Source organism: Spirulina sp. CCY15215 (genome assembly GCF_016888125.1).
Lineage (GTDB): Bacteria > Cyanobacteriota > Cyanobacteriia > Cyanobacteriales > Spirulinaceae > CCY15215.
Genome location: NZ_JACSWA010000346.1, coordinates 1 through 25,496, shown reverse-complemented (window position 1 = coordinate 25,496; position 25,496 = coordinate 1). Strand labels below are relative to the sequence as shown.

Sequence of the window (25,496 nt, the reverse complement as noted above, 5' to 3'; positions counted from 1 at the left end):
ATAGTTGATAGTTGATAGTTGATAGTTGATAGTTGATAGTTGATAGTTGATAGTTGATAGTTGATAGTTGATAGTTGATAGTTGATAGTTGATAGTGATTAGTTGATAGTGATTAGTTGATAGTGATTAGTGATTAGTGAAATGAAACTCGAACAGGTTGTTCCTTGGGGACGTTCTTTAGACAATTATATCAATATGTTTCATTTAACGAGGGGTGATTTTAGAGCCTCTATCCTTGATTGTGCGGGGGGTCCGTCTAGTTTTAATACGGAAATGACTCAACAGCAATGTCAGGTGATTTCTTGCGATCCCATTTATCAATTTAGGGTTGAGGAAATTCGTCAGCGTATTGAAGAAACTTATCCCGTTATTATTGAAAAATTAGCACAAAATTTTGCTGAATTTGTTTGGCAAGAGATTGATTCTCCTAAGCGGTTGGGAGACTTGAGAATGGCAGCAATGGAACAGTTTTTGGCAGATTTAGAAAAGGGAATTGCTGAGAAACGCTACATTGTTGCAGAATTACCCGATCTTCCTTTTGGCGATCGCCAATTCGATCTGGCTTTATGCGGTCATTTTTTGTTTAGCTATTCTGAGCAATTTTCCTTAGAATTTCACCTTGATGCTATTCGGGAAATGTGTCGTATTGCCAAGGAAGTCCGCATTTTTCCTATTGTAGAGAACTTTACGGGGGTGCGATCGTGGCATCTCGATCCCCTGCAAGCAGAATTAACAGCACAAGGATATCAAATTCGCATTGAAGGAGTAAACTATGAATTTCAAAAAGGTGGTAATGAAATGATGCGAGTTTGTAGAATATAGTGATATCAAATGGCACTGAGCGCTAGAAATTTTGAGTCGTCGATTTTCGCGATCGCATCTAATCTATAATAGGCAATTGGGAAGAATGATTTCTGAGATAGGAGGATAAATGGAAATTAGAGAGGCTTTGGATACCGATCTCGATGATGTATTATTGGTAGAGCGTTTGGCGTTTGGTGGGGAAGCTGAAGCGGAACTTGTGAAAAACCTGATGCGCGATCGCAGTGCAAAACCGCTTTTATCCCTCCTTGCTTTGCAAAACGAGCAACCCGTGGGACATATTTTATTTACCAAAGCACATTTAACAACAGATGCAAATATCGCGATCGCCATTTTAGCCCCCCTTGCTGTCGTCCCAGATGCTCAAAAACAAGGCATTGGTGGTAAGCTCGTTCAAAGAGGATTAGAACTTTTGTCACAAGCAGGATTCGATTTGATATTTGTCCTCGGACACCCAGAATATTATCCTCGTTATGGATTTAAACCCGCAGGAAACCTCGGGTTTGAGGCAACTTATCCTATTCTGGAAAAAAATGCAGATGCTTGGATGGTACAAGAACTTCGTCCTGGTGCGATCGCCTCTTTTTCGGGTAAGGTTATCTGTTGTGATGGGTTAAATAAGCCGGAATATTGGCGATAATAATTAATATCAAGTAATGATCTGCTATGTCCTCCGATTCTTCATTTTTTATGCCAGACGAAGCCGATCGCCCCTGTTTGTGCAAACTAAGGAACAATTAGCTATCCCAGAGCAAAAAATAATGCACGAAGTTAGTTTAATGGAACAGACTCTAGAGATCGCGATCGCCTATGCACAAGAGCAAAATGCAACCCGAATTCATCATCTAAAAATGCAGATTGGGGAAATCTCTGGAGTTGTTCCCGATGCCCTCAATTTTGCCTTTGATGTGGTGACTCGAGGTACTATAGCAGAAGGGGCAACCCTCAAGATCGAAATGGTTTCTATTCTTTGTCATTGTCCTGATTGCGATCGCAATTTTCATCCCGTTGATACCTATATTTACGAATGTCCCGACTGCCAGCATTTAAGCGCTAAAATTGTATCGGGACGCGAAATCGAACTCTCATCCTTGGAGGTTTCCTAAACTATGTGCGGAATTTGTGGCTGTCAAAAGGAAAATACTGCCGTTCATTTACACACTCTCTCAAAGCAAGATATCTTAGTGAGTGAGGCTACCGATCGCCCTCACCGATCGCTGCAAATCGAGCGCTCGATTCTCGCTAAAAACGATCACTTGGCTCACGAAAATCACCATTATTTTGCCGATCGCCATCTCTACGTTATTAACATTCTTTCTAGTCCAGGATCGGGCAAAACGACTCTGATTACCAAGACGATCGAACAGTTACAAACTCGTGTCAGAGTAGGAGTAATTGTCGGGGATCTCGCTACGGATAATGATGCCCAACGGCTGCGAAATACGGGGGTTCCCGTCGTACAAATTACTACGGGTACATTATGCCATCTCGAAGCGTCTATGATTCGCCAAGCGGCTGATCAACTTCCCCTAGATGACCTCGATTTGCTCATTATTGAAAATGTGGGTAATTTGGTTTGTCCCGCAGCTTATCATCTGGGGGAAAATTTGCGGGTAGTGTTACTTTCTGTCACTGAGGGAGAAGATAAGCCCCTGAAATATCCCACGATGTTTAAATCTGCTGATATTGCGATCGCCAACAAAATGGATCTCGCTGCTGCGGTGGAATTCGATCGCGACACAGCTTTAAAGAATCTGCACCAACTCGCACCTCAAGCACAAGTATTTGAAGTTTCCGCTAAAACTGGCTTAGGTATGGCGCAATGGTGCGATCGCCTACTTGAGGGCTGTTTGGTCAAAAATCCTGTTTAACCATGCTACAGCACAAACGCCTGAGTTTAGAGGTCACAGGGACCGTCCAAGGGGTCGGATTTCGTCCTTTTGTCTATCGGTTGGCCAAGGAATTAAACCTTGTGGGGTGGGTACATAATTCCCCTCGAGGGGTCGCGATCGCCATAGAAGGGGATATCTCTCAATTAGAGCAGTTTCTCCAGCGTTTTGAGAGAGAATTACCCCCTTTAGCACAGGTGCGATCGCAGCAGGTACAATGGCAAGATGCCATCGGTTATACTGATTTCACCATTCAACCCAGTAGCGAAGGGGAAAAAACGGCTTCGATCTTGCCAGATATTGCGACTTGTCGAGATTGTTTAAAGGAGATTGGTGATCCTAGCGATCGCCGCTATCGTTACCCTTTCACCAACTGCACCCATTGCGGTCCCCGCTATAGTATTATCCTCGATCTGCCCTACGATCGCCCTCAAACGACAATGAAACAGTTTGCGATCTGTCCCGAATGTCAAAGGGAGTATGAGGATCCTGGCGATCGCCGTTTTCACGCTCAACCTAATGCTTGTCCCCGTTGCGGTCCCCAACTTCAATTTTGGGATCTTAACGGCAATTGTAAGGCTCGGGAGGAGGAAGCATTACAAGAAGCGATCGCAGGGATCAAAGCAGGAGAAATCGTTGCTGTGAAAGGCTTAGGGGGTTTTCATTTCATGGTGGATGCCTGCAACGAAACTGCCGTGCAAACCCTGCGTCAACGCAAGTATCGCCCCAGTAAGCCTTTCGCACTAATGTATCCCGATCTAGAGAGAATTTATCAAGATTGTGAGGTATCCCCAGAGGCAGAAAAACAATTGCGATCGCCTCAAGCACCCATTATTTTATTACCCCGTCGCAATGGCAGTCCTCTTCCCCTTAATATTGCGCCCAAAAACCCCAATATTGGCGCGATGTTGCCCTATACTCCCTTACATCATCTTCTCATGCAGGAGTTAGGTTTTCCCGTAGTCGCGACCAGTGGCAACCGTGCTAGAGAACCTATTTGCATTGATGAATCCGCAGCCATTCTAGCATTAAAGGGCATTGCCGATAGCTTTTTAGTGCATAATCGCCCAATCCTGCGTCCTGTAGATGATTCGGTAATGGCTTTGTTGGGTAATACTCCCCTCTGGTTGCGGCGATCGCGAGGTTATGCTCCTTTACCTTTGATGATACCAGAAGGCGATCCAACCCGGAAAATATTGGCTGTGGGTGGTCACTTAAAAAACACGATCGCCTTATATTGCGATCGGCAAATTTTCTTAAGTCAACATATTGGAGATATAACAAATATAGAATCTTTAGTAGCATTTAAAGATACAATTAAAAGTCTCAGTAAAATGTATGATTTTCAGCCAGATTTAGTAGTTTGCGATGCCCATCCTGACTATCCATCGAGTCAGTTTGCCCACAGTTTGGCTCTCCCCATTTTACCAGTACAGCACCATTATGCCCATATTTTAGCGGTAATGGCAGACCATCAATTGAATGCTCCAGTTTTGGGATTAGCTTGGGATGGTACCGGCTATGGTTTAGATGGTACGATCTGGGGAGGAGAATTCATTTTAGTTACTCCCGATGGCTGGCAAAGAGTTGCTCATTTAAAACAGTTTCGTTTACCTGGAGGAGAACAAGCCGTAAAACAGCCTTGGCGAATTGCATTAGGATTACTTGGGGATACCTGCGGGGAAACTGCCTGGAATTTACGAGATTTACCCCCCTTTCAGGGTCATTCTTCAGCTAAATTGAAACAGTTTAAAACTATTCTCGATCGCCAGATTAATACTCCTTTAACTTCAAGTATGGGGCGACTTTTTGATGCGATCGCCTCTCTCTTAGGATTATGTCAAAACGCAACTTATGAAGGGGAAGCAGCCATGAGCCTAGAATTTGCAGTTACACCAACAGATCCAGCCGATTATTATCCATTTAACCTGCTTCCGACTCCCAAGGCAAAATCTTCCTTAAATTTACCCTTACAAATCGATTATGGTCCTATAATTCTGACAATTCTCCAGGAAATGCAAAGAAAAGTTTCGTTAGGTACAATTGCAGCTAAATTTCATCATACTTTGGTGGAAATAGCAATAAAAATTTTACAATCTCTAACTCAAGAGGGAGTGATTTCTCGGCAAAATATAGTTCTCTCGGGAGGATGCTTTCAAAATTGCTATTTACTTGCTCAAATGCGCGATCGCCTGCAAAAACTTGGCTACAAAGTCTATTCGGCACAATCTATCCCCCCCAATGATGGCGGTTTATCCGTTGGGCAAATTTTTGCGGCTTTAAGATATCAGTCTAAATCAAGTATTATTCCAAATATTGTTTCAAGGGCTTCTAAAAAATGTGTTTAGCTATTCCAGGGAAAATTATCAGTATTACAGGAGAAGACCCTCTGACAATAACTGCAAAAGTAAGTTTTGGAGGAATTCTTAAAAATATCAGTTTGGCTTATGTTCCTGAAGCTAAAATTGATGACTATGTAGTGGTTCATGTGGGCTTTGCTTTGAGTATTATCGATGCAGAATCCGCTCGAGAAACATTAGAGGATTTAGAGGCGATCGCGGCACTCAATAACCAATAAATAAATAATACTATGAAATATATTGATGAATTTCGAGATGCAGAATTGGCGCAAAAATATACTCAGGCGATCGCCAAATTAGTGACTCGTCCTTGGAATATTATGGAGATTTGTGGCGGCCAAACTCATTCTATTGTTAAATATGGTTTAGATACTTTATTGCCTGATACCGTTACCTTAATTCACGGTCCCGGTTGTCCTGTCTGCGTTACTCCCACAGAAGCGATCGATCTTGCTATAGCGATCGCCTCTTTACCGAATACGATTTTATGTTCTTTTGGAGATATGTTACGAGTTCCCGGAACTGAAAAGAACTTACTGAGTGTGAAAGCAACTGGGAGCGATGTTCGCATTCTTTATTCTCCCTTAGATGCTCTCACGATTGCCAGGGAAAACCGCGATCGCGAAGTCGTCTTTTTTGGGGTAGGCTTTGAAACCACTGCACCCGCAACAGCCATGACGGTTTATCAAGCCGCAGCACAAAATCTAGCCAATTTTTCTTTATTGGTTTCCCATGTATTAGTTCCTCCTGCAATGGAAGCTCTTTTATCTGCCCCTAACTGTCAAGTGCAGGGATTCTTATTAGCAGGTCACGTTTGTACGGTTATGGGTTATGGCGAATACGAGGCGATCGCCAAAAAATATCAGATTCCCCTTGTAGTGACAGGATTTGAGCCAGTGGATATCCTCCAAGGAATCTATTTCTGTTTAAAACAACTGGAAACAGGCCAGGCGCTGGTAGAAAATCAATACAAACGCTCTGTCCAGAAACAGGGCAATTTAAGCGCCCAAAAACTCATGCAGGAAGTATTTGAACCCGTCCCTAGAGAATGGCGCGGTATTGGCGAAATTCCCGCCAGTGGGCTAGGATTACGAGGGCAATACCAACAGTATGATGCTCGGGTTCGTTTTTCCTCACAACTCCAGCAATTCCACTGCGATCGCCCTAAAACTCCTCAAGTCTGCATCAGTGGAGAGGTTTTGCGGGGACTCAAAAAGCCCCATGATTGCCCAGCATTTGGCACAGACTGCACCCCAGAAAACCCTTTGGGTGCGCCGATGGTATCCTCAGAAGGTGCCTGTGCTGCCTACTATCTTTATCGAGAAACAAAAATGTCCCCCGAAATACTAACAAATGCGCGGTAACTGTTGTCCGCTAAGGAGTTCAACGATGCGAGTTGAGCCAATTTGGTTTCGCATTGTCACTAAGCCCCCATTATTGGCAGTGATACGGCCTATAATTGCCGCGCGATCGCACAAGTCCGGATAACGATGTAGAATAGCTAAGGCTTTCTCAGCCTCAGACTCAGGTAAAATAGCAACAAATCGCCCTTCATTAGCAACATAAAGAGGATCGAAACCCAGCAATTCACAAGCACCTTTTACATCTTCACGGAGAGGAATTTGAGTCTGATCGAGATGAATTCCTAACTGTGAGGCGATCGCCAATTCATTCAGCGCACTAGCTAAACCTCCCCGAGTCAAATCCCGCAAACAATGAAGGTTTAAACCTGCGGCCAACAACTCAGCAATTATCTCATGCAAAGGCGCACAATCACTCTCAATTGTTGTTTCAAATTCTAAACCCTCACGAGTAGCCATAATCGCGATTCCATGTCGTCCTAAATCTCCACTGGCGATCGCCACATCTCCAGGTTGAATTGCCCTCGGGTGAATGAGGCGATCGTGTTCCACAATACCGATCCCCGTAGTATTAATAAAAATACCATCTCCTTTACCTTTCTCAACTACTTTCGTATCCCCCGTAACAATAGAAACTCCGGCTTCTTGGGCAGCTTGTTGCATTGACTGTACAATTTGCCAGAGAGTTGTCATAGATAGCCCTTCTTCGAGAATAAAACCCACACTAAGATAGAGAGGTTTTGCACCAGCCATCGCCAAATCATTGACAGTACCATTAATCGCTAAAGTGCCAATATCTCCCCCTGGAAAAATGAGCGGCTGTACAACATAAGAATCCGTTGTAAAAGCAATGCGATCGCGGTTTAATGATAATATTGCCGCGTCATGTTGGGGTTTATTTTCCGTACCAAAAGCCGGCAAAAATACTTGCTCAATGAGTTGGTGCATCAGCTTCCCACCCCCTCCATGAGCAAGTAAAATATGGGGATAGTTTTGAATTGGAAGAGGACAGGTGAGGTTGAATTCAGAAGTCATAAATAATTTAGGTGTAACTAACCAAGATTTGTTAAAATTTTGTTTAAGCGTGACTCTATTTGAGATTCTTCTCTCCCTTCTGCGATCGCCCCATCAAACCGCAATAAAACATTAAGCCACCTAAATTCGCACGGTATAGGCACCGCGACTAAAACCAAATAAATAAATCTCGTCTCCTGGATCGTAATTAAAACAGAGGAAGCGATAGGCATCTTGAACATTTTTACTCAGTCCAACAGCAAAAGAGCCTCCAAAAAAGGAATCGACTTTATTCTCGATCCCCAGTCCCTCATCATAGTACAGGATTTGCGGAATTTCCTGACTGTCCTGGGTTTTAATCCCTTGGGCAATTTTAACCACATTTGTTGGGTAAGCACTCTCTAAGGTTTGCCAAGTTCCATCACAACAAACAATTAAACGTTTCTGCATTAAATCTCTCCTTTAACTTAAACAACAAACAATATATTTGATTTGAGTGAGATAATTTAATTAATCTCAACAATAACTGGAGCATGATCGCTGGGTTTTTCGAGTTTTCGCGGTTCGATATCAATGCTGCAACTCGTAGCGCGATCGCCTAGTCCAGAAGTGAGATAATGATGGTCGATGCGCCAGCCGCGATTATTAGGAAAACCGCCGCGACGGTAATCCCACCAGCTATAATGCCCTGTCTCTCCTGTAAACTGGCGGAAAATATCCGTTAATCCTACAACACTTAACACTTCTTGTAGGGCTTGACGTTCCGCAGGAGAAGCCATAATATGCTTGTGTTTGCCCTTGGGATTGTAAATGTCGCGGTCTTCTAAAGCAATATTAAAATCACCGCAGACGCAAAGTTCCCCTTTTTCTCGCAATCTTTGTAAATATTCTCGTAATACTTGCAACCAGCGCAATTTATAATCATATTTATCGCTATCTAATTCCGAACCGTTGGGAACATAAAGATTAACAATTCTGACATCATCGAAAACTCCAGAAATTACTCGTTTTTGTTTCTCAAACTCTCCCGCGATCTCTGTCCCTACTGTTTCTGTAAAGCCCATTTTCACATCTTGTAATGGTTTTTTACTGAAAAGAGCCACACCGTTATAAGCCTTCTGTCCCGATATATAGAGATGATAGCCGAGAGATTCAAAGGGTTCGCGAGGAAAGTCTGCATCGATAACCTTTGTCTCCTGCAAACAGAGAACATCAACAGGATTAGCTTGTAACCAATTTTGGACGATAGTTTGACGAGTGCGAATTGAGTTAACATTCCAAGTTGCAATTTTCATTTGATTAATGTCAATACCATAAATCTTTATAGCATATAGTTGTATATCAAGAGATTACACCATTTAACGAAGTATATTAACCTGAGTTCGGAATAAGCGAAAATCCGCATTCTCTCGTTGGCTGTAACTCCTATTCTTTTGTCAAACAAGCTAAAAAAATGCAATTGTATAGAGCAATGAGGGCTGATGAGTCACTTGAAAAACCTAAAATTGGAAATACAGCCAGAGAATTAGGTGTCAGAATAACGGGAGAATATGTTGATATTGAACTAATAAAATGACATTATCAGATTATCAATATGCCCTAAGTCAAACACAAAACTATTGGGAATCAAAGGAGAATAAGTCATGAATAAAATAAATAAAAACATTGAAAAAGCATTAACAAGAAGCAAACCCATAAAGGAGCTAATTAGTATCGCAGAAGAAGAATATTTTCTCGGAAAAGACAAGTCAGAAATTCTTGAAAAGTTTGATGAGTTCTGCGATTCCTTGAAAGATGAAAACCAAATAGATATTATTTTACAATCTATGGATATTATTGATGGATGGTGTAAGCCAGATAGAGATATATGTATTAATAATAAATCTGAGATTTCAGTCAAAGACTACCTTTCTGCATTAAATAACATAAAGGACTATATTGATAATAAAAAAAGAAAGATGTTGCAAATTCATTATCAACATAAGAGTTTAAGTCGTTCGGAGTTAGCGAGACGTGCAGGCATATCAAATCCACGGCTTATTAATATTGAATATGGCAAACTTGGTCATCTTCTATGCAAAGAACTTCATTTTCCTTCAAAAATTGAAAAAAAACAAGGTACTCCGATATGGAGAAGTATTTTTACAAAAATGCAGGACGATGGTTTACGGTTAGATAATAAATTCGATAGTGCAATAAAACAATTAGACTGGATAATAAATGTCTAGCCAAGCGCTCAAACAGCCCAACGTAAAAAAATTGATGAGAATTGGGAGGCGATCGCATTCCCTTCTAAAAACATTCTTAGCACCGCGATCGGGACAAGCAAGAAAACTCCCAGACTATCAGCCCAACTCATTATTAGTCAGCTATACACATATAAAGAAGGAAACACAATGAATAGAACTCCAGTATCATCATCGAACATTGGATCAGTTGGATATGACTTAAGTACCCAAATATTAGAAGTTGAGTTTCTTCATGGTGGTATTTATCAATATTCCAGGGTTCCTTCATCAATTTATGCTAACTTAATGGCAGCTAACTCGCATGGATCATATTTCGACCAACACGTTAAGAAAGCTAGTTACTCTTACCGCAAAGTTGGCTGAATACCCTCAAGGCTTCAACGCTTTGCGTACAAGCGGGGAGTCCTGCGCTTTTTTTTTGTTGAAAAAAACTCTACCCTCAGAGTAAAAAGGAGAAAGGTTAAAGGTTTTGTTCTTCCCTCTTTCCTCTTCTTCTCATGCCCTCGAATTTATTTCAGCAAGCGAAACAAGGGAATCCGCAAGCGATCGCGCTTCTCCTCAACGAGAAACTCAATCCTAAAGGCATGGACAGTCGTATCGATCGCCGCGATCGCGCCTTGCGAATTTTTCTGGAAGGGGCGCAACTCTACCAACAACACAAACTCTTTAACTGGGTTCGCAAACAAATGTTGGCTCTCAAACCGGGAGGAATAGATCTTGTCACCATTCGCGGACTGGCGACGGGGAAACATAAAATTTTGTGGACCCAAGGATTTCAATTTCAGGCACTCTCCGCTAAAGATGCGGCGCGATTGCCCAATTCAGCCTCTTCTCGCCAACAGAGTCTCCCCATTAGCAAAATTTTAGTCGTATCTGCTCGTCCTCACACGACAAAACCCACAGAATTAGAGCAAGAAACCACCAGAATTAAACAGGTGGTACAGAAAACCCCCCAAGGGAAAGAAATTAGCGTTGAAAAACTACCCGCCATCTTTTATGAAGATTTAACCCTGGCCATCGCCCAAAAACAACCTCATTTAATTCATTTTTGCGGCGCAGATGCCCTAGAAGGCTTGATTTTTGCCAGCGAAACCCAAGATGCTTGCCTACTCGATCCGGGGCAACTCACAAAACTCTTTCAAGAATTTGGGCGATCGCTGAAATGTGTCATCCTTGATCGCTGTTTATCGGTCCTGCAAGCTGATGCAATTTCCGACTGCATTACAGCTACCATCGCCATTGATGCGGATATGGGAAGGGAAGGGGCAAATTTATTTACTACGGAGTTTTATCGCTGGATCGGCTATGGCGAGGGGGTTAACGAAGCCTTTGAAATGGGGTGTTTGGCACTGCAAGCGGAACGGGTGAAAATCCGAGGCAATCTCCCGCAGCCGTTAGTTCCCCAGTTAATTGTCAAAAATCAATCTATCCCAGAATCGGACTCCCTCCCTTCAGGAGAATCTTCTCCCCTCGCAGCAGCTATTTCTCATCTCGAACAAGAAATTTCTCGGGATGCGATCAAACTCCGCAAACAACGCCAAAGCATTATTCAATCTACCAATATTGAGGAAAATATTCAATGGTTGGAGGAACTGCGGCGAGTGTATTGCCTTGCTTTGGGTTCCATTGCCAGTAATATCGGAACGTGGCTTGAAGCCGAACGCACGACGATTTATTTTGTTAACGAGGATCGCGATCGCCTTTGGTCAATTTTTGCTCAAGACAGGGAACAGGGAACAGGGAACAGGCAACAGCCCAACAATCCTCTGGAAATTTCGGTTCCCGTGGGTCGAGGAATTTCTGGACGAGTGGCGGAGATAGGGCGATCGCTGAATATTCCCTATCCGGCAAGAGTACACGAAAATTCCGAAGAAATCAGAAAACAAGAACGCAGGACTGGCTTTAAAACCCATACCCTATTGACCATTCCTTTAAAAAATGAAGAGGATGAAGTTTTTGCGGTGATTCAATTTATTAATAAACTTCGCAAAGGCGATCGCGTCCCCCCTCTCAATCCCCAAGAAAATGATGCCGAACAATACAGCAGTCTTGGTTTTACCCCAGAAGACGAGAAAAAATTTTTACAACTGGTTTCCTCTTCAACGATTCTGAGAATGTTAGAAGGCATTCAAATCTACTATAACCTCACCCAACATCTCAAAGGTAGCGTTAAATCCACCAAAGCGGCTCAAGCCCTGAGCCAAAGTAGCGAAGAGTTTAGCGAAGCCCTGCAACAGATTATGAATGCAGCAAAAGAATTATTAAATGCCGATCGCGCCACCCTGTGGATCTTGGATTTTACCAAGCAACAACTGTGGACAGAAATTCCGGCGGAAGATGGAGGGGTGAAGGAAACCTATCTCAAAGTCGGTCAGGGGTTTGCAGGTCAGGTGGCCAAACAGGCACAAAATGGAAATTATCGACCGTTGAATATTCTCTTTGACGTTTACGAACAAGCGGGGTCTGCAACAGCGAAACAGTTCGATCTTGGAAATGACTATCGCACTTGTAGTTTACTCTGTATGCCCGTTTTGGGGTATGACGAATCTTCTCCTCAGCGCAAAAAACTGATTGGTGTCACTCAAATGGTCAATAAGACGCGAGAAGGTTTTTCCAAGCCCACACCAAGCTATACAGACGAAGCCCCGGAATGTTTTGAGATTAGCTTTGGCAAAGATGACGAAAGACGCATGGAAGCCTTTAATACTCAAGCGGCCATGGTGTTACAAAATGCCAGACAATTTTCCGAACTGGAGAATTACGAAATTCTCTATTCCAGTTTAAAAAATATGTCAGAAGTTGCTCGTATTGCCCTCGGTGCAAAAACAGCGCGGGTTTATTTATTCGATACAAATGTGAATAAACTCTGGACAATTTTACCAGAAAGGAAAGAACACGCCACCCACTTTCGTCGCATTGAATATTCCCTCGAAGATGATAACGCGATCGCCTTAGTCGCACGCTGGCAGAAAAGTAAATACGTTCATATTCCCAGTACGATCCCAACAGCAGAATACGATCGTTCTTCTGTTTTTTTCCCCGTCAGCGATCGCCGAGGAAAATTAGTCGCCGTGATCGAAGCATCCCGGAAATTAATGAAAACGGTATCCTTCCCGAGTAAGAATCCTCCCCACACCTCTCCCACTCCCCCCAAAAGAAAGGTCAACCGCTCAAAAGCGGATTATAAAGGGTTTGTTCATGCCGATATCGACAACTTTTATCGCACCTCGGACTCATTTTTTCATTTTTTCCAGGGCTGTCTTTCCTTCTGTCAAATGTTCCAAGTCCAGCAGGATGCCTCCGCCTTAATGCAGGCACAGCATTGGGTCTTAAACAGTAGTCGAGAAAACAGCGCCGAAGAAGTCATGAAAGCCGCCCGAGAATTAGTTAATGCCGATCGCTGTACTTTATGGCGCTTCGATCGCGATGATGAAACCTTAATTAGCGAGGGCTATGTGGGCAATGAAGGCTTGCAACTCTTCAGTATCCCCCCCCTACCTATCGGTGCCGGCTATGCGGGTTTAGCCGCCGAATACGCCTTAAATCCTCGTAATAACCCCGAATATAATTCCCAAATTCTCAAAGTGGATTTCGACCTCTATAACGATACGGCACGTTCGGCCATGGCCATGCAATCCGATAAAGAAACCCACTATCGAACCTGTAGTTTGCTCTGTATGCCCATTTTCAATCAAGAAAACGATTTAATGGGAATTTTGCAACTGGTGAATAAGAAAAAACCGGGTTATCCGTCGGAATACCATCGCCCAGAAGATTATCAAGATATTCCCGAAGGATTTCGCACCAGTTTTAGCGATCGCGATATGCGTCAGCTAGAAGAGTTCAACCGTATTGTGGGAACTCTAATTTTTGAAGAGATCATGTTTGACGAGATTCGCAAGAAAGCTGAAAAGGATGATAGAGAAGGGTTTTAGGGAAGTAGGGAGTAGGGAAGTAGGGAGTAGGGGGTAGGGAGTAGGGAACAGAAAACCCCAAAAAAGGAACAAAGGAAGAACAGGAAGAGGGGAAAATTAGCCAATTCTCTATTACCGATGACCATTATGGGAAATGGATCTTCGATCCCCAAAATCTGCACGCGGAAATGTACCCTATTAGAATCATCAAAGAGACTAGGAGATGAGGAGAATACACAGTGAAAGTTGTCCAAGAGTATATGCAAGCCCTTTACAAAAGCGGGCTTTATCCAGACAAATTCATCTGCCATTACAAGCAGGGCAATTTCGTTGACGTTGAAGACCCGGCCACAGGGAAGCGCCATAAGCTCCTCACCTTCTGCACGAATGATGTTTTGGGTTTGGTTCAATCAGAGGAAGTCAAACAAGCAGCCGTTGATGCGATATGGCAATATGGTACTTCTAACAGTTCTTGTTCGGTGTTGAGCGGTCGCATTGACATTCATCGCCAACTCGAAGAGGAAATCTCGGCTTTTAAGCATCTTCCCCATACCCAGCTATTTCTCAATGCTTGGATGGCGATGCAAGCCTTAATGGATGGATTCTGTCATTTGGCGATTACCGTACCGGGCTTTCGCAATACGCGAGAAACGTTAATTTTAACCGATATTCTTAATCACGGTTGTATTGTTTCTGCCATTGCCAATGCTGATAATCGGTCGGGGAAAATGTTCAGTCAAAGTCCCGAGGTTCGAGTTAAAGCCTATCGTCACTGCGATCTCAATGACTTAGAGCGTAAATTGCGTCGTTATGCCCGTGCTGGCGATCGCATTATGCTTGTTTCTGATGCCGTTTTCTCGATGGATGGGGATATTGCCCCTTTACCTGGAATGTTGGATATTTTGGAAAACTATCCCGGTAGTGTCATCGTTATGGATGAGGCTCATGCTAGTGGTGCGATCGGCAAGACAGGACGGGGAATTTACGAGCATTTCGGCATTACCCCTCAATCGGTTCTCGATCGAGGCGTGATACCTATTATCATGACGACTTTCTCGAAGTTTGCTGCGTCGGCTGGAGCCGCCATTAGCAGTCATTCTCGGGAGTTAATCGACCTGTTGGATGCTTCCCCCACTTCCATCGGTACTATTTCTCTGCCTCCTCCGGTTACTGCTGCTGCGTTGGCCAGTATTCGTCAAGTCAAACAAAATCCTCTACTTGTTCAGACGTTACAGGCGAATACGCGCTATCTGCGATCGTGCTTGTACGAGGCTGGATTTAATCCGATCGGAGAAACCAATGTGATTCCGGTTATTTTACCCCCAGAACTTAGCCCGAAGCCCTTTGCCAACCATTTAATGGATGAATATGGGATTTGGGTTTCTCCTATATGGTTTATTGCTAAACCTCGTCTGCGAATTACGGCAAATGCCCTCCATACGCGGGAGGACATGGATCGGTTGGTGGAGGCAATGGTCGCCACGCGAGAGGCGGTTTATGCTTCCACGGACAAGGTAAGCTAAAACACAAGTTAATGCGCTAACTCATGAAGTTAGCGCAATTTTTCTGCCTTTGTTGTTGATTATTTACTGTTCGTTATTGTTCAATCAATGCCCGATTTAATTTTTCCGGTTTTACGTGCCGTTACTCGACGTGCCAAAACTAATTTTATCCGCAAAACTCGCGCCCTTGAAGCTGTACAAGAACAGTTTTTATTGGAGATGCTGCGATCGCATCAAGATACGGAATTGGGGCAAAAGTTTGGCATTGGCAACATTACTACAGTGGGGCAGTTCCGCGATCGTGTTCCCATTCTTCCTTATAGTAGTTACGATCCTTATACGGAGCGCATTGCTAAGGGAGAACAAAATATTCTCAATCCCGATCCGGTGGTTTACGTTAGTTTGACAAGTGGTTCCACGGGGAAACAAAAACAAATTCCCGTGACGCGACGCTATCAAAAGAATTTGGGCAAACCGAATTTAGCGGCTTTTGGTTTTGCGATCGCGGCTTTAGAAGCGCGTAGCAAACAACAAGATCCCCCCAGAAAATTTAGGTTTGGCAAGCTATTAACAACCAATGGAATTAATGTTCAAGGAGTCACCAGTGGTGGTATTGATTACGGTCCCGTAACGGTGGGAAGTATTCGCAGCAGTCATTTACTCTATCGTCCTTTGTTAGCAATGCCCTACGATACATTAAGCATTGCTGATAGTTTATCGCGCCATTATGTTTGTTTATTATTTGCTTTAAAAAATCCGTCTGTAGGAGGAGTTGGGACAAATTTTCCCATGTTAGTTTTGCGGACTTGTGGTTATTTAGAAAAATATGCTTCAGATTTAATTGGCGATTTGCGATCGGGGGCGATCGCCTCTTGGGTCAAAATTGAACCGAAATTACGCTATCAATTAGAGCAAAAATTAGGCGCTAATCCTCAGCGTGCAACTCAATTAGAGAATATTTTAAATACAGAGGGAAGACTCACCCCTAAATTAGCTTGGCCGGACTTATCTTTCATTGTTACAGCAATGGGAGGAACTTCCGATTTTTATTTTGAACGTTTTCCTGATTATTTCGGAGATACCCCCATTTTTGGCGGCGTTTATGGCAGTGCAGAAGGAACATTTGGAGTCTCTTACGATCTGAACCAAGCGGGAACTATTTTATCGATCGATACTGGTTTTTACGAGTTTATCCCCGAGGAAGATTGGGATCAGGAAAATCCAAAAACACTTTTACCCAGTGAAGTTGAAATTGGTCAAAGTTATCGAATGTTGGTAACGAGTTATAGTGGCATTTACCGTTACGATATTGGCGATATTGTGGAGATTTTGGGATTCTACGAACAAACTCCCATAATCGTCTTTCGCCATCGACGCGGGGGCTTATTATCAGCAACAACGGAAAAAACAACGGAATTTCATGCAACCCAAGTCATGCAAGCATTAAGTCAAGAATTTAACTTAGATTTAGATGATTTTTGTATTACTTTGTCTGATAATGAATTTCCTTCTCGCTATTTAGTCAATATAGAACTAGCTGACGGACAAACCTTGGACGATCCGCAAAAATTTCTGCATCGTTTTGAGTATTGGTTAGGAGAATTTAATAATCCTTATACAACCGTGCGATCGTCTGAAGTTCCTCCCCCTCGACTACAAATTTTAGCCCCTGGAAGTTTCGCGATCGTGCGTCAGCGACAACTCGATAAGGGAATGTCTGATGCTCATCTCAAGTTTCCTCATATTAGCGAAGATCGCGGTTTTCTTCAAGGCTTAAATGTTGTGCAAAAAATCGAACTTTAGATGAAAATATTATGAAGTTTGTTATAATTGGTAGGGGTTTGGTCTCCAAACCCTCAATTCAATAATATTTCGCCCCCTGGCCTCCAAATCTGAGGGACAGGAAGTCATAAAATGAGTTATCTTTGTCTTGAAGATTTTGATATAAAACAAACTGAAAAAAAGCAATTTAGAGTAGTTATAAGGGTTGTAAATGATTTCTCATCTGAGAGAAAAACAATTCTAGATATAGAGCAATCTTTTCCTTTTTATATTGCTTTTTTTATATTGCCTCTTGTCGTTTTACCTCTTGTCGGAATACTTATTATTTTTTCAATTATTTGGTTAACAGGAATTTCATTATTAAACTTTATTGAAAATTCTCTAAAAAACATTCTTTTCTTCAACTCGGAAAAAGTTACAACTTGGCAAATTCAATTCAACAATCTTATTAAGACTATTTCCTCTTATTTGGATTTGCCTAATGATTGGGATGGATATGATGGAGTAGTACCGACATCACAAACCATTCAGGATTGTATTTTTTTGATTAAGCGATTACCCAAATCGATCGATATACCAAAACCAATGCTGGGAGGTAGTGGCACCGTTGGTTTATATTGGGAAAAAGACGGTCTTTATGCGGAAATTTGTTTTGAAGGAGATGGAACATTTTGGTATTATGGGACTGATAACGATAATGAGATAGGAGTAGATTCTATTGAACTTCTCCAAGATACTCAATTTCCGATAGAACTGCACAATCTACTGAAAAAAATTTGATTATTTATGAATTGCTCGGATATTCTTAAAGCACAACAAAAATGCAAGTTTGTACAAAATTACGATCCTCAATGTACCTGTGAAACTATCTCAGTCAGTAATGATTCTCCCAAAATTGTAGAAGATGAGGAAAGATTAATCAGACAAATTTATTCACCCATTCATATTGATGAAGAAACGGGAAACATTAAACCACTCGCTTTTAATGATGTCAAAGATAAAGGAATGTCAGTCAACCGTAAGACGTATTGTTCTAAAGAGGAATTATTGAGAAAAATTCAGTCTAAGTTGAATTTAGATAAGAAGCGAGGAAAAGACAGAACATTTTTTGGAGCTATTCAGGCAATTTGTCACGACATACGATCGATAAAAACTGATGACGATCGCAGAGCTTTTTGTGTTTATGATACGGCAAACAAAAATAATGTTTCTCATGCGGATATCTGTCAAGCATTCTCCGGACGAGTACAAGAAAGTAAAGTTCGTGCAAAATTAAGGAAGATATTTTCCAAGACTCCAGTTGGTTTAGATGATTTATTTGAGAATTAAGTCTTGTTGATTTTAATCCCTCTTTGACTCATTCTAGCCAGGCGATCGCCAATCCTCGTATTTTTCACTAAAAGGAAAGCCGCGATCGCCTTTACTTCTCTTTATGTTTTTTGTTCCATAACTTTTGTGAGGTTTTCAACCGCTTGAGTTAAATTTTCTTGTGCCACAATTGATGGATCGGGAGTGGGTTCCGGTGCCGCGATCGCCTCTTCTCGAGTCAAGCGTTTTTTTGCCCCTTCAAAACTACGAACTATCAGAAACATACAAAAAGCAATGACCAAAAAGTTCAAAATAGCTGCTAAAAACAAACCATATTGAATACCACCAGACGCTAAATTCTCCAGCTTATCAACTTGAGCCGCTTGCATGGCTGGGTTTAAAATAAGCGGAGTAATGATATTCTCGACGAATGAAGTAACGATCTTACCAAATGCGCCTCCAATAATGACCGCAACAGCCAGGTCAATTACATTCCCTCGCATAATAAAATCACGAAAGTCGCTTATTAATGTACGCTTTCCATTACGAGATGTCATTGTTTTGCCTCAAGTTTAAGGGTTAAATTGATTTTTTAAACAAAGATTATGATTGATTCATCCATTAATCTATCTTGAAAGTATATCTATTCTTTGTCACATTAACAACTTAAAACTACAGTGCAAGGGTACATCTCAAAGTTGCAAGCAAATTGACAACATTTCCTCAAATAATTAGGACTCTAGGGAGCGAGACTACTAGGGAGCGAGACTACTAGGGAGCGAGACTACTAGGGAGCGAGACTACTAGGGAGCGAGACTACTAGGGAGCGAGACTATTAGGGAGCGAGACTACTAGGGAGCGAGACGCTCCCACTACAATACCCGATCGTGGAGGTATTGCGATCGCTTCATAGGAGAAAAATAGCATAGTTTTCAGTAATGGTAGTTTTATGCAGTCTTCGATCGGTTTAAATCAAGATTAAAAAAGGCGATCGCGCTACAGAACGAGCTACACTGGTACAATAGTAACGCGATCGCTAAAATTCAATAATGAGTTTGTGCGATCGCTTAACTTTGTGATGCGTTACGCTGTCGCTAACCCATCCTACGCGATCGGCGATCGCTCTTATAAATCATCAATCATTTCAATCATCTTTTGTTGCGGAATGATAATGATAGCTACACAATCCTTCAAATATTTGCTCGTCTGGGCCTAGACCTTCTTCACATATCATACACTTAGTGTAACAAAGGCTTTCCAAACAAACAACGCATTTTCCTTCCTCGTATACAAATGTCTCACGACCACATTCAGGACAAGTCGCAATTGGGGTTTCACCTCCCTGCTTATATGATAGGTAGATTTCAAGACCAAAATAGTCATCAAGAACTTTTTCTATGGTTTTATCATTTAATCCAAATTCGTGTCCGCATGATGAGCAATAGCAATCTGACCATACTGGATCTTCAGTACCTATATCAACAGGTTTTACTAACTCAGAATGACAACTAGGACATCGGAGTTTTTCTATGGCCTTTTTTAATGATTCAGATTTCCAGTCAACAGCTTTCATTTGCTGCCTACATTCTTGCAATTCCTTTTCATAAACTTCTGTAATTTGAAGAAGAGTCTTCCAAGTTTCTTCTCCGAGAATATCAATAGGTTGATAGTTCAATTGAGAAATAAGAAAATCTCGAATAACTATGAATGAATCAGATAGAAGCTCCTTGACTGTACTTTCAGATTGACTTGTATAATAATGCTCTATCTCATTTCTTATTTTTATGATTTTATCTACACGAGTCCAATCAACATTAATATTTAATCCAGAAAAACGTTCCTTAATTTGGTGAAGATCTACTGTTTTCTTTCCATGGCCAAGAAAAATAACATTATTATCTCTTTTGGTTGGCCTTATGTTTTGTTTTATTAGTACCTCATCTGAGTTTGGCGGAGAAAGGAGACGCAGTTTTTCTTTAAAAAGCAAGAGTACACCCGCAGACACATTCCTAATTGCTGATAATACTCGCCGAGGATCAGTTGCTTGATAGTCTTCAACTCCAATCTGGATAGATTGGATTGCGTTTTGTAGAATATTATCCATATTTTGTTTGATTAATCTCTAATTGTATTGACCGGATTATCTATTAATTCCCGTTTCGATGACCAGACCAGAGAATAACTCCCACTAGCTTTATATTCATTATATTTTAGCATTATTGCGAGGTGCGATCGCCATCTATGTAATTGCACTAATAGGACTTACGCAGCTAGGGAGCGAGACTACTGTATTCTCCTGTTATAGTAGTGCGGGCATCTTGCCCGTTAATGCGTAAGTCCTATCATATCCTCTAAAAATCTTTGCGCTAATTGTTGTTGGTTTCCCCAGTGCAAGTGTAGATAAGAAGCATGAAGCCGATCGCCTTGCCATCCTTCCATTTTACTCGGTCGGCGATACCCTTGCAAGGAAAATAAAGGCTTATCGGGTTCGCAGGTTAAGGAAGAACGATGAAATTCATGTCCCCAGATTATTTCTCCAGTTTTAATTAAAGGGCTATCTTGCAATGCGATCGCCTTTCGATAGCCGAGATTTAATCGTTTTCCCATCATTGTTGTTGTCGGTAAAATGCCCACCATTTCCCAACTATCTCCGGCAAAATCAATCAGTTTTTCGCACAAATACATTAATCCTCCGCATTCGGCATAAGTAGTCATTCCGGCTTTAATTGCTTCTAAAACAGCGTGACGTGCTGATTTGTTTTCAGTTAATTCTCGGGCAAACATTTCGGGAAATCCTCCCCCAAAATATAGCCCTTGAATATTGTCGGGTAATACTTCATCTTCTAGCGGACTCCAGGGGATTAAGTCGGCTCCCAGAGAGGCTAATATATCTAAATTATCTTGATAGTAGAAGCTGAAGGCGCGATCGCGGGCGATCGCTATTTTTTTGGGAGTGTAGGGAGTGTGGGAAAATGGGGGAGTATGGGAGGATGGGGGGGAGAGGAGGGGCAGTAATTGTTCCCAATTAAAACAATTTTGGGCGAGTTCTGTTAGGCGATCGCCTAACTCTTTTAGGTTGTCGAGTTCGTCGGTGGGAATTAATCCTAAATGCCTGGCAGGGATGGTGATTTCGGTGTGACGTTTCAAAACTCCTAAAATGGGTAAATCGAGGGGTTCTAGGGCTTCTTGTAGCAGTTCTAGATGGCGATCGCTACCGATACGATTGAGAATAATTCCGGCGATATTGAGGCGCGGATCGAAGGAACGAAAACCGTGGGCGATCGCGGCGATCGAACCGGATAAACTACTACAATCAATTACTAATAAAATTGGAATGTTTAAAATGCGAGCAATATGGGCAGTACTGGCATAATCGTTAATATCTGCTTCTTGTTTTTTGATACCATCAAATAAGCCCATTACGCCTTCAATGATAACAGAATCAACATCTTGACTATGTTTGAGAAAACAAGATTTTACATATTCTTCTGAGGTTAAAATTGGATCGAGATTGCGGCAAAAACGTCCTGTGATATTGGTATGAAACATGGGATCGATGTAGTCAGGACCCACTTTAAAAGATTGGACTTTATGACCGCGACGCGCTAAAAAAGCCAGCAGGGACATGGTAATTGTCGTTTTTCCCGATCCGCTTCGTTCTCCAGCGATAATTAATGCCATTGTTGTTTATTTTTGGGGGATAAATAATTGTTTAATTTGAGAGTAATTGAGTTTACCGCGATCGCATCTTGGCAATTCAGGTAGTGCTAACCAATATTTGGGCTGTTTGAATTTGCTTAATTTTCCTGCTAATGCCTGCTGAATTTCAGTTTCTGCGATCGCCGACTTTTGGGGAACGTAAGCGGCGGCGATCGCTTCTCCCCATGTTGGATCGGGAATGCCAACAACGCAGGCATCTCGCACTAAATTCGTGGCTAAAATTGCGGTTTCCACTTCTACAGGAAAGACATTTTCCCCGCCAGTAATAATTTTGTGACTTTTGCGACCAACCAAGTATAAATAGCCTTCCTCGTCAAGATAGCCGAGATCGTCGGTGGCGATCGCGGTTTTTAAAAACCGATGCGGATGGGGATAATACCCCCAATAGTTTGATTTTGCTTGAATATGAATCGTCCCAATTTGATTGGCTGCTAATTTTGTTTCACGATCGCCCAATATTTCCAGGGTCGCATGGGGTAAGACTTGGCCGCTACTTTCGTTACCTTCTAGGAATACTGCGGGTTTCAGCGTCACAACTCCGGAAGCTGTTTCCGTCATGCCATAGGTAGGGCTTAGTTTAATCTTACATTGCCGTGCGCGATCGAGCAACTTTTTCCACGGGGGCGCACCTCCTAATAAAACTGTTTGAAAAAGAGACAACCATTGAGGGTTTAAATCGAGTAAAGATTGCAGTTGAGTTGGGACAAGGGAGATAAAAAAATCCCTAGGATTTGTAATCCCTATTTCTCCTTGTTTTAAAGATTGATACGGTAAAATTACGATTTTTCCTCCTGTTAATAAAGAGCGCAAAAACTGCATTAAGCCACTGACATGATATAAGGGTAAAATACAAAAAGAATTGATGGATTTTTGAGCAAAATATTTCTGAAATCCTTGCACTGAGGCAGAAAGCGAACAACCATCGTGCAGGGCAAATTTAATCTTTCCAGAAGTTCCTCCCGTAGGAATCATAATTCTCGCTTCTAAGGGTATCGTCTGCACTTCTTTAGATTCTTTGAAATGCGAACTAGAATCGGGTAATTTTCCCCAAATGAGATTGGGTTGAACTAATAAAAATACTTGTTCCCATTCTTTATATTCCCAGTGAGGATTGCAAAGAAAAATTGGATAGTTTTCTATAACAGCAGCACAAAATTTTGCTAGAAAATGCAGTGGATTTGTTTCTATCAGCAAAACTTTCGCGGAATTATCCCATTGTTGTAAAAATTGGCGATAGCTTTCCACAAGGTCATAGAATTGGTTAGCGCGATCGCAAATTAACCAATCTTCTTTCTGTCTGTTTTTTAGTGTTTCTTTGAGAGTCATAATATTTATATTTCTTTTGGATTATGCAAAATCCACAGCCTATTCTTCAACTTAATTAGAAGCGAATATCGAACCAAGAATCAACGCCAAATCCTAAAGCACGTTGAGGAGAAGATAATTCCCTTGCAAGTTGTAAGACTGCTTTTCTGCCAATTTTTGTTTCAAAAACAGAGGAAAAAACTGCATCGATCGCATACTCTTTGCAGATTTTTCGGAGACGTTGAGGCGATCCGGCGATCGCAGCTTTGATAACATAGATTCCTCGCCATCCTTCCTGATAACACTGTTCCAATTTTGCTAAAGTCGCGACAGATTCATCTAAGGCGATATCGGTAGCATAAGCTGTTTGTAATTTTATCATTTCTGATAGATTTTGCGGGGGTAGAGGTTGTTCGATAAACTCAATATTTCCGACTCGATCTGCTGCTTCTAACCAATGCTTTGCGGTATCTAGATTTAGTCCGCCATTGGCATCTAAGCGGAGAGTAACATCAATCGGTAAAGCCTGAGTTAATTGCTGCAATATCTTTAATTCTTCTACAACAGAAGCAACACCGATTTTCCACTTAAATGTTCTTCCTCCTTCCTCATACCCTATTTGCCATTGTTGTAGTGCGAAGTTACCCGCAGGAAGAAGATAAGAATAAGAGAAAGGAGAAGAATTATTTTCTAAGATTTCGGGTTGTTCCAACTCTTGCAGGGCAGATTCAAAAGCAAACTGACAAGCAGGAAGGCGATCGGGAATAGTAAAGATATCTTCTCGGCTAATTTTTGTTCCCAATTGCTGCATAAACTGCAAGGCTTGAGATAATGTTTCCGATCCAAACCACGGAATAGGGGCGATTTCTCCTCTTCCTCTTTTCCTTTTCTCGTCTACCAATTCCACAATAATTCCTTCCCGTATGTCCCATCTTCCATGATGAGTTTGTAAGGGTTGTTTAAAGGGATATTGATAAACCTCAAACCCAACTTGATAAACCATGTTAGATAAACTTGGGAAGAATAAAACCGAGAGATAATAATAGACCACTCCAAAAATGGAACTTGACTGCAATAAATTTACAGATTTTGACTTTATCAGGAATATCGTGATTTTGCCAAACAAAATGAACGACTTGATAAGCCAAAGGAAGACTTAAAAACAGCAGTAATGTCCAGAGAGGAAAATAGCCTAAAGCGATAAATAAAAGCGTAAAGATAAAAACACTTCCCGTTGCACCTGCTAAAACTTTTGCCCCTAGTTTTGTTCCTAAGCGAATGATCGGCGATCGCTTTCCTGCTGCTAGATCGTCTTCTACTTGATGAAAATGGGAACAAAATAGGATAATAGAAGTGGTAATACCAATCAAAATTGAAGCTGCAAATGCTGTGGAGGAAAAACTTTGAGTTTGAGAATAATATGCTGCGGCGATCGCCAAGGGTCCAAAATTAACAAAACAAATAAATTCCCCCAGTCCTTGATATCCCAAACGAAAAGGCGGTCCTTGATAGCTATATCCTAATGCACAGGATAAGAGGATTAATTCTAAAACCATCCAGTCTTGTTGTCGCCAAGAAATAGAAACAATACCTAAAATCCCCAAGAGTAAAAATAAACTACTCAACCAGAACACTAAAAATTTATTGCCCGTCAAATTAACAACTGAGTGTAATTTATTGCGATCGATGCCTGTTTCTGAATCAAAGAAATCATTACTGAGATTCATCCATGCTATAATCGCGATCGCAGACCCTAAAAAAGTCAGAAAGATGCTCCAATCTAAGCCATAATTTTGACCATAAGCAACTGCTGTGCCGACGGTAATCGGAATAACAGCAACGGTGTACATGGGAGGTTTAATTGCAGCGTACCAAAGTTGGCGGCGATCGGGTTGAGTTAAAGGAGTTGTGGTCATTTCAATGAACAATAGGGGTGCATCTCAAAGTTGCAAATTTACAACATTGCTCCGAATAATTACAATAAACCATAATGGGGGTAGTGCGAGCATCTTGCTCGCTATTTTTACAAAACTGAGATGCACCCGTTGGGTGCATCTCAAAGTTGCAAATTTACAATATTGCTCCGGATAATTAGAGCTAGGGAGCGAGACGCTCCCACTACAATACATGATAATTGAGGTAGTGCGAGCATCTTGCTCGCTATTTTTAAAAACATCTTGCTCGCTATTTTTAAAAAACTGACATAATGGGGGTAGTGCGTCCGTATAGCGTGTCCAAAGGACAAACATCTTGCTCGCTGTTTTTACATT

25 protein-coding genes are annotated in these 25,496 nt (G+C 41.8%); 15 read left to right on the top strand and 10 right to left on the bottom strand.

Annotated features, from left to right (window positions below; translation table 11 throughout):
• The first annotated feature begins 141 nt into the window (after nt 1–141).
• The 7 genes from JUI58_RS08125 to hypD all read left to right on the top strand — a co-directional run bounded on the left by JUI58_RS08125 (nt 142) and on the right by hypD (nt 6,435).
• Nucleotides 142–822: a class I SAM-dependent methyltransferase gene (locus JUI58_RS08125; protein WP_204103265.1), complete on the top strand. Its 681-nt coding sequence runs from the start codon at nt 142–144 to the stop codon at nt 820–822.
• Nucleotides 823–931: 109 nt separating this feature from the next.
• Entirely contained in the window at nt 932–1,462 is a 531-nt protein-coding gene (locus JUI58_RS08120) for an N-acetyltransferase (RefSeq protein ID WP_204103264.1), read from the top strand.
• A gap of 121 nt (nt 1,463–1,583) precedes the next feature.
• Nucleotides 1,584–1,928 carry a hydrogenase maturation nickel metallochaperone HypA gene (gene hypA / locus JUI58_RS08115; protein ID WP_204103263.1) on the top strand — a complete coding sequence of 115 codons (345 nt, stop codon included), beginning with the start codon at nt 1,584–1,586 and terminating at the stop codon, nt 1,926–1,928.
• 3 nt (nt 1,929–1,931) lie between these two features.
• Nucleotides 1,932–2,693 (top strand): hydrogenase nickel incorporation protein HypB, encoded by a 762-nt coding sequence (gene hypB / locus JUI58_RS08110; RefSeq protein WP_204103262.1) that lies wholly within the window; start codon nt 1,932–1,934, stop codon nt 2,691–2,693.
• A 2-nt stretch (nt 2,694–2,695) separates the two neighbouring features.
• Nucleotides 2,696–5,059 carry a carbamoyltransferase HypF gene (gene hypF / locus JUI58_RS08105; protein ID WP_204103261.1) on the top strand — a complete coding sequence of 788 codons (2,364 nt, stop codon included), beginning with the start codon at nt 2,696–2,698 and terminating at the stop codon, nt 5,057–5,059.
• On the top strand, nt 5,050–5,289 hold the full coding sequence (locus JUI58_RS08100; protein ID WP_204103260.1) for a HypC/HybG/HupF family hydrogenase formation chaperone: 240 nt from the start codon (nt 5,050–5,052) through the stop codon (nt 5,287–5,289). Before hypF ends, JUI58_RS08100 begins: the two co-directional genes overlap by 10 nt.
• A 12-nt stretch (nt 5,290–5,301) precedes the next feature.
• Nucleotides 5,302–6,435, top strand: coding sequence for a hydrogenase formation protein HypD (hypD, locus tag JUI58_RS08095; protein ID WP_204103259.1), 1,134 nt, complete (start codon nt 5,302–5,304; stop codon nt 6,433–6,435).
• On the opposite strand, the gene hypE is transcribed toward hypD, so the two are convergent.
• From hypE to xth, 3 genes are all read right to left on the bottom strand, one after another.
• A complete protein-coding gene (gene hypE, locus JUI58_RS08090; RefSeq protein WP_204103258.1) occupies nt 6,418–7,467 on the bottom strand; it encodes a hydrogenase expression/formation protein HypE in 1,050 nt (349 codons plus the stop codon). The genes hypD and hypE overlap by 18 nt on opposite strands.
• 120 nt (nt 7,468–7,587) lie before the next feature.
• Nucleotides 7,588–7,896: a DUF2235 domain-containing protein gene (locus JUI58_RS08085; RefSeq protein WP_204103257.1), complete on the bottom strand. Its 309-nt coding sequence runs from the start codon at nt 7,894–7,896 to the stop codon at nt 7,588–7,590.
• A gap of 56 nt (nt 7,897–7,952) precedes the next feature.
• Nucleotides 7,953–8,741: an exodeoxyribonuclease III gene (gene xth / locus JUI58_RS08080; RefSeq protein ID WP_204103256.1), complete on the bottom strand. Its 789-nt coding sequence runs from the start codon at nt 8,739–8,741 to the stop codon at nt 7,953–7,955.
• Between the two features lie 348 nt (nt 8,742–9,089).
• Between xth and JUI58_RS08075 the strand changes: the two genes are divergently transcribed.
• The 8 genes from JUI58_RS08075 to JUI58_RS08040 all read left to right on the top strand — a co-directional run bounded on the left by JUI58_RS08075 (nt 9,090) and on the right by JUI58_RS08040 (nt 18,222).
• The gene (locus JUI58_RS08075; protein ID WP_204103255.1) at nt 9,090–9,674 is read left to right on the top strand and encodes a hypothetical protein; all 585 of its coding nucleotides are present in this window, start codon (nt 9,090–9,092) and stop codon (nt 9,672–9,674) included.
• A complete protein-coding gene (locus tag JUI58_RS08070; protein ID WP_204103254.1) occupies nt 9,667–9,846 on the top strand; it encodes a hypothetical protein in 180 nt (59 codons plus the stop codon). Before JUI58_RS08075 ends, JUI58_RS08070 begins: the two co-directional genes overlap by 8 nt.
• Nucleotides 9,843–10,058 carry a KTSC domain-containing protein gene (locus tag JUI58_RS27660; protein ID WP_204103253.1) on the top strand — a complete coding sequence of 72 codons (216 nt, stop codon included), beginning with the start codon at nt 9,843–9,845 and terminating at the stop codon, nt 10,056–10,058. Before JUI58_RS08070 ends, JUI58_RS27660 begins: the two co-directional genes overlap by 4 nt.
• Before the next feature lie 134 nt (nt 10,059–10,192).
• On the top strand, nt 10,193–13,630 hold the full coding sequence (locus JUI58_RS08060) for a GAF domain-containing protein (protein ID WP_204103252.1): 3,438 nt from the start codon (nt 10,193–10,195) through the stop codon (nt 13,628–13,630).
• 218 nt (nt 13,631–13,848) lie between these two features.
• Nucleotides 13,849–15,132 carry an aminotransferase class I/II-fold pyridoxal phosphate-dependent enzyme gene (locus tag JUI58_RS08055; RefSeq protein WP_204103251.1) on the top strand — a complete coding sequence of 428 codons (1,284 nt, stop codon included), beginning with the start codon at nt 13,849–13,851 and terminating at the stop codon, nt 15,130–15,132.
• 87 nt (nt 15,133–15,219) lie between these two features.
• Entirely contained in the window at nt 15,220–16,914 is a 1,695-nt protein-coding gene (locus JUI58_RS08050) for a GH3 auxin-responsive promoter family protein (RefSeq protein ID WP_204103250.1), read from the top strand.
• A 111-nt stretch (nt 16,915–17,025) separates the two neighbouring features.
• A complete protein-coding gene (locus JUI58_RS08045; RefSeq protein WP_204103249.1) occupies nt 17,026–17,673 on the top strand; it encodes a hypothetical protein in 648 nt (215 codons plus the stop codon).
• Nucleotides 17,674–17,679: 6 nt separating this feature from the next.
• On the top strand, nt 17,680–18,222 hold the full coding sequence (locus tag JUI58_RS08040) for a hypothetical protein (RefSeq protein WP_204103248.1): 543 nt from the start codon (nt 17,680–17,682) through the stop codon (nt 18,220–18,222).
• Between the two features lie 101 nt (nt 18,223–18,323).
• On the opposite strand, the gene mscL is transcribed toward JUI58_RS08040, so the two are convergent.
• From mscL to JUI58_RS08005, 7 genes are all read right to left on the bottom strand, one after another.
• The gene (gene mscL, locus JUI58_RS08035) at nt 18,324–18,758 is read right to left on the bottom strand and encodes a large conductance mechanosensitive channel protein MscL (RefSeq protein ID WP_204103247.1); all 435 of its coding nucleotides are present in this window, start codon (nt 18,756–18,758) and stop codon (nt 18,324–18,326) included.
• Nucleotides 18,759–19,345: 587 nt separating this feature from the next.
• Nucleotides 19,346–20,305 carry a hypothetical protein gene (locus JUI58_RS08030; protein ID WP_204103246.1) on the bottom strand — a complete coding sequence of 320 codons (960 nt, stop codon included), beginning with the start codon at nt 20,303–20,305 and terminating at the stop codon, nt 19,346–19,348.
• 221 nt (nt 20,306–20,526) lie between these two features.
• Nucleotides 20,527–21,882, bottom strand: a complete 1,356-nt coding sequence (locus JUI58_RS08025) for a cobyrinate a,c-diamide synthase (protein ID WP_204103245.1) — start codon at nt 21,880–21,882, stop codon at nt 20,527–20,529.
• Between the two features lie 6 nt (nt 21,883–21,888).
• On the bottom strand, nt 21,889–23,247 hold the full coding sequence (locus tag JUI58_RS08020) for a 2-succinylbenzoate--CoA ligase (protein ID WP_204103244.1): 1,359 nt from the start codon (nt 23,245–23,247) through the stop codon (nt 21,889–21,891).
• Nucleotides 23,248–23,302: 55 nt separating this feature from the next.
• Nucleotides 23,303–24,229, bottom strand: a complete 927-nt coding sequence (locus JUI58_RS08015) for an o-succinylbenzoate synthase (RefSeq protein ID WP_204103243.1) — start codon at nt 24,227–24,229, stop codon at nt 23,303–23,305.
• A 1-nt stretch (nt 24,230) separates the two neighbouring features.
• A complete protein-coding gene (menA, locus tag JUI58_RS08010; protein WP_204103242.1) occupies nt 24,231–25,142 on the bottom strand; it encodes a 2-carboxy-1,4-naphthoquinone phytyltransferase in 912 nt (303 codons plus the stop codon).
• Nucleotides 25,143–25,166: 24 nt separating this feature from the next.
• On the bottom strand, nt 25,167–25,496 hold a 330-nt coding region (locus tag JUI58_RS08005), incomplete at its 5' end, for a hypothetical protein (RefSeq protein ID WP_204103241.1).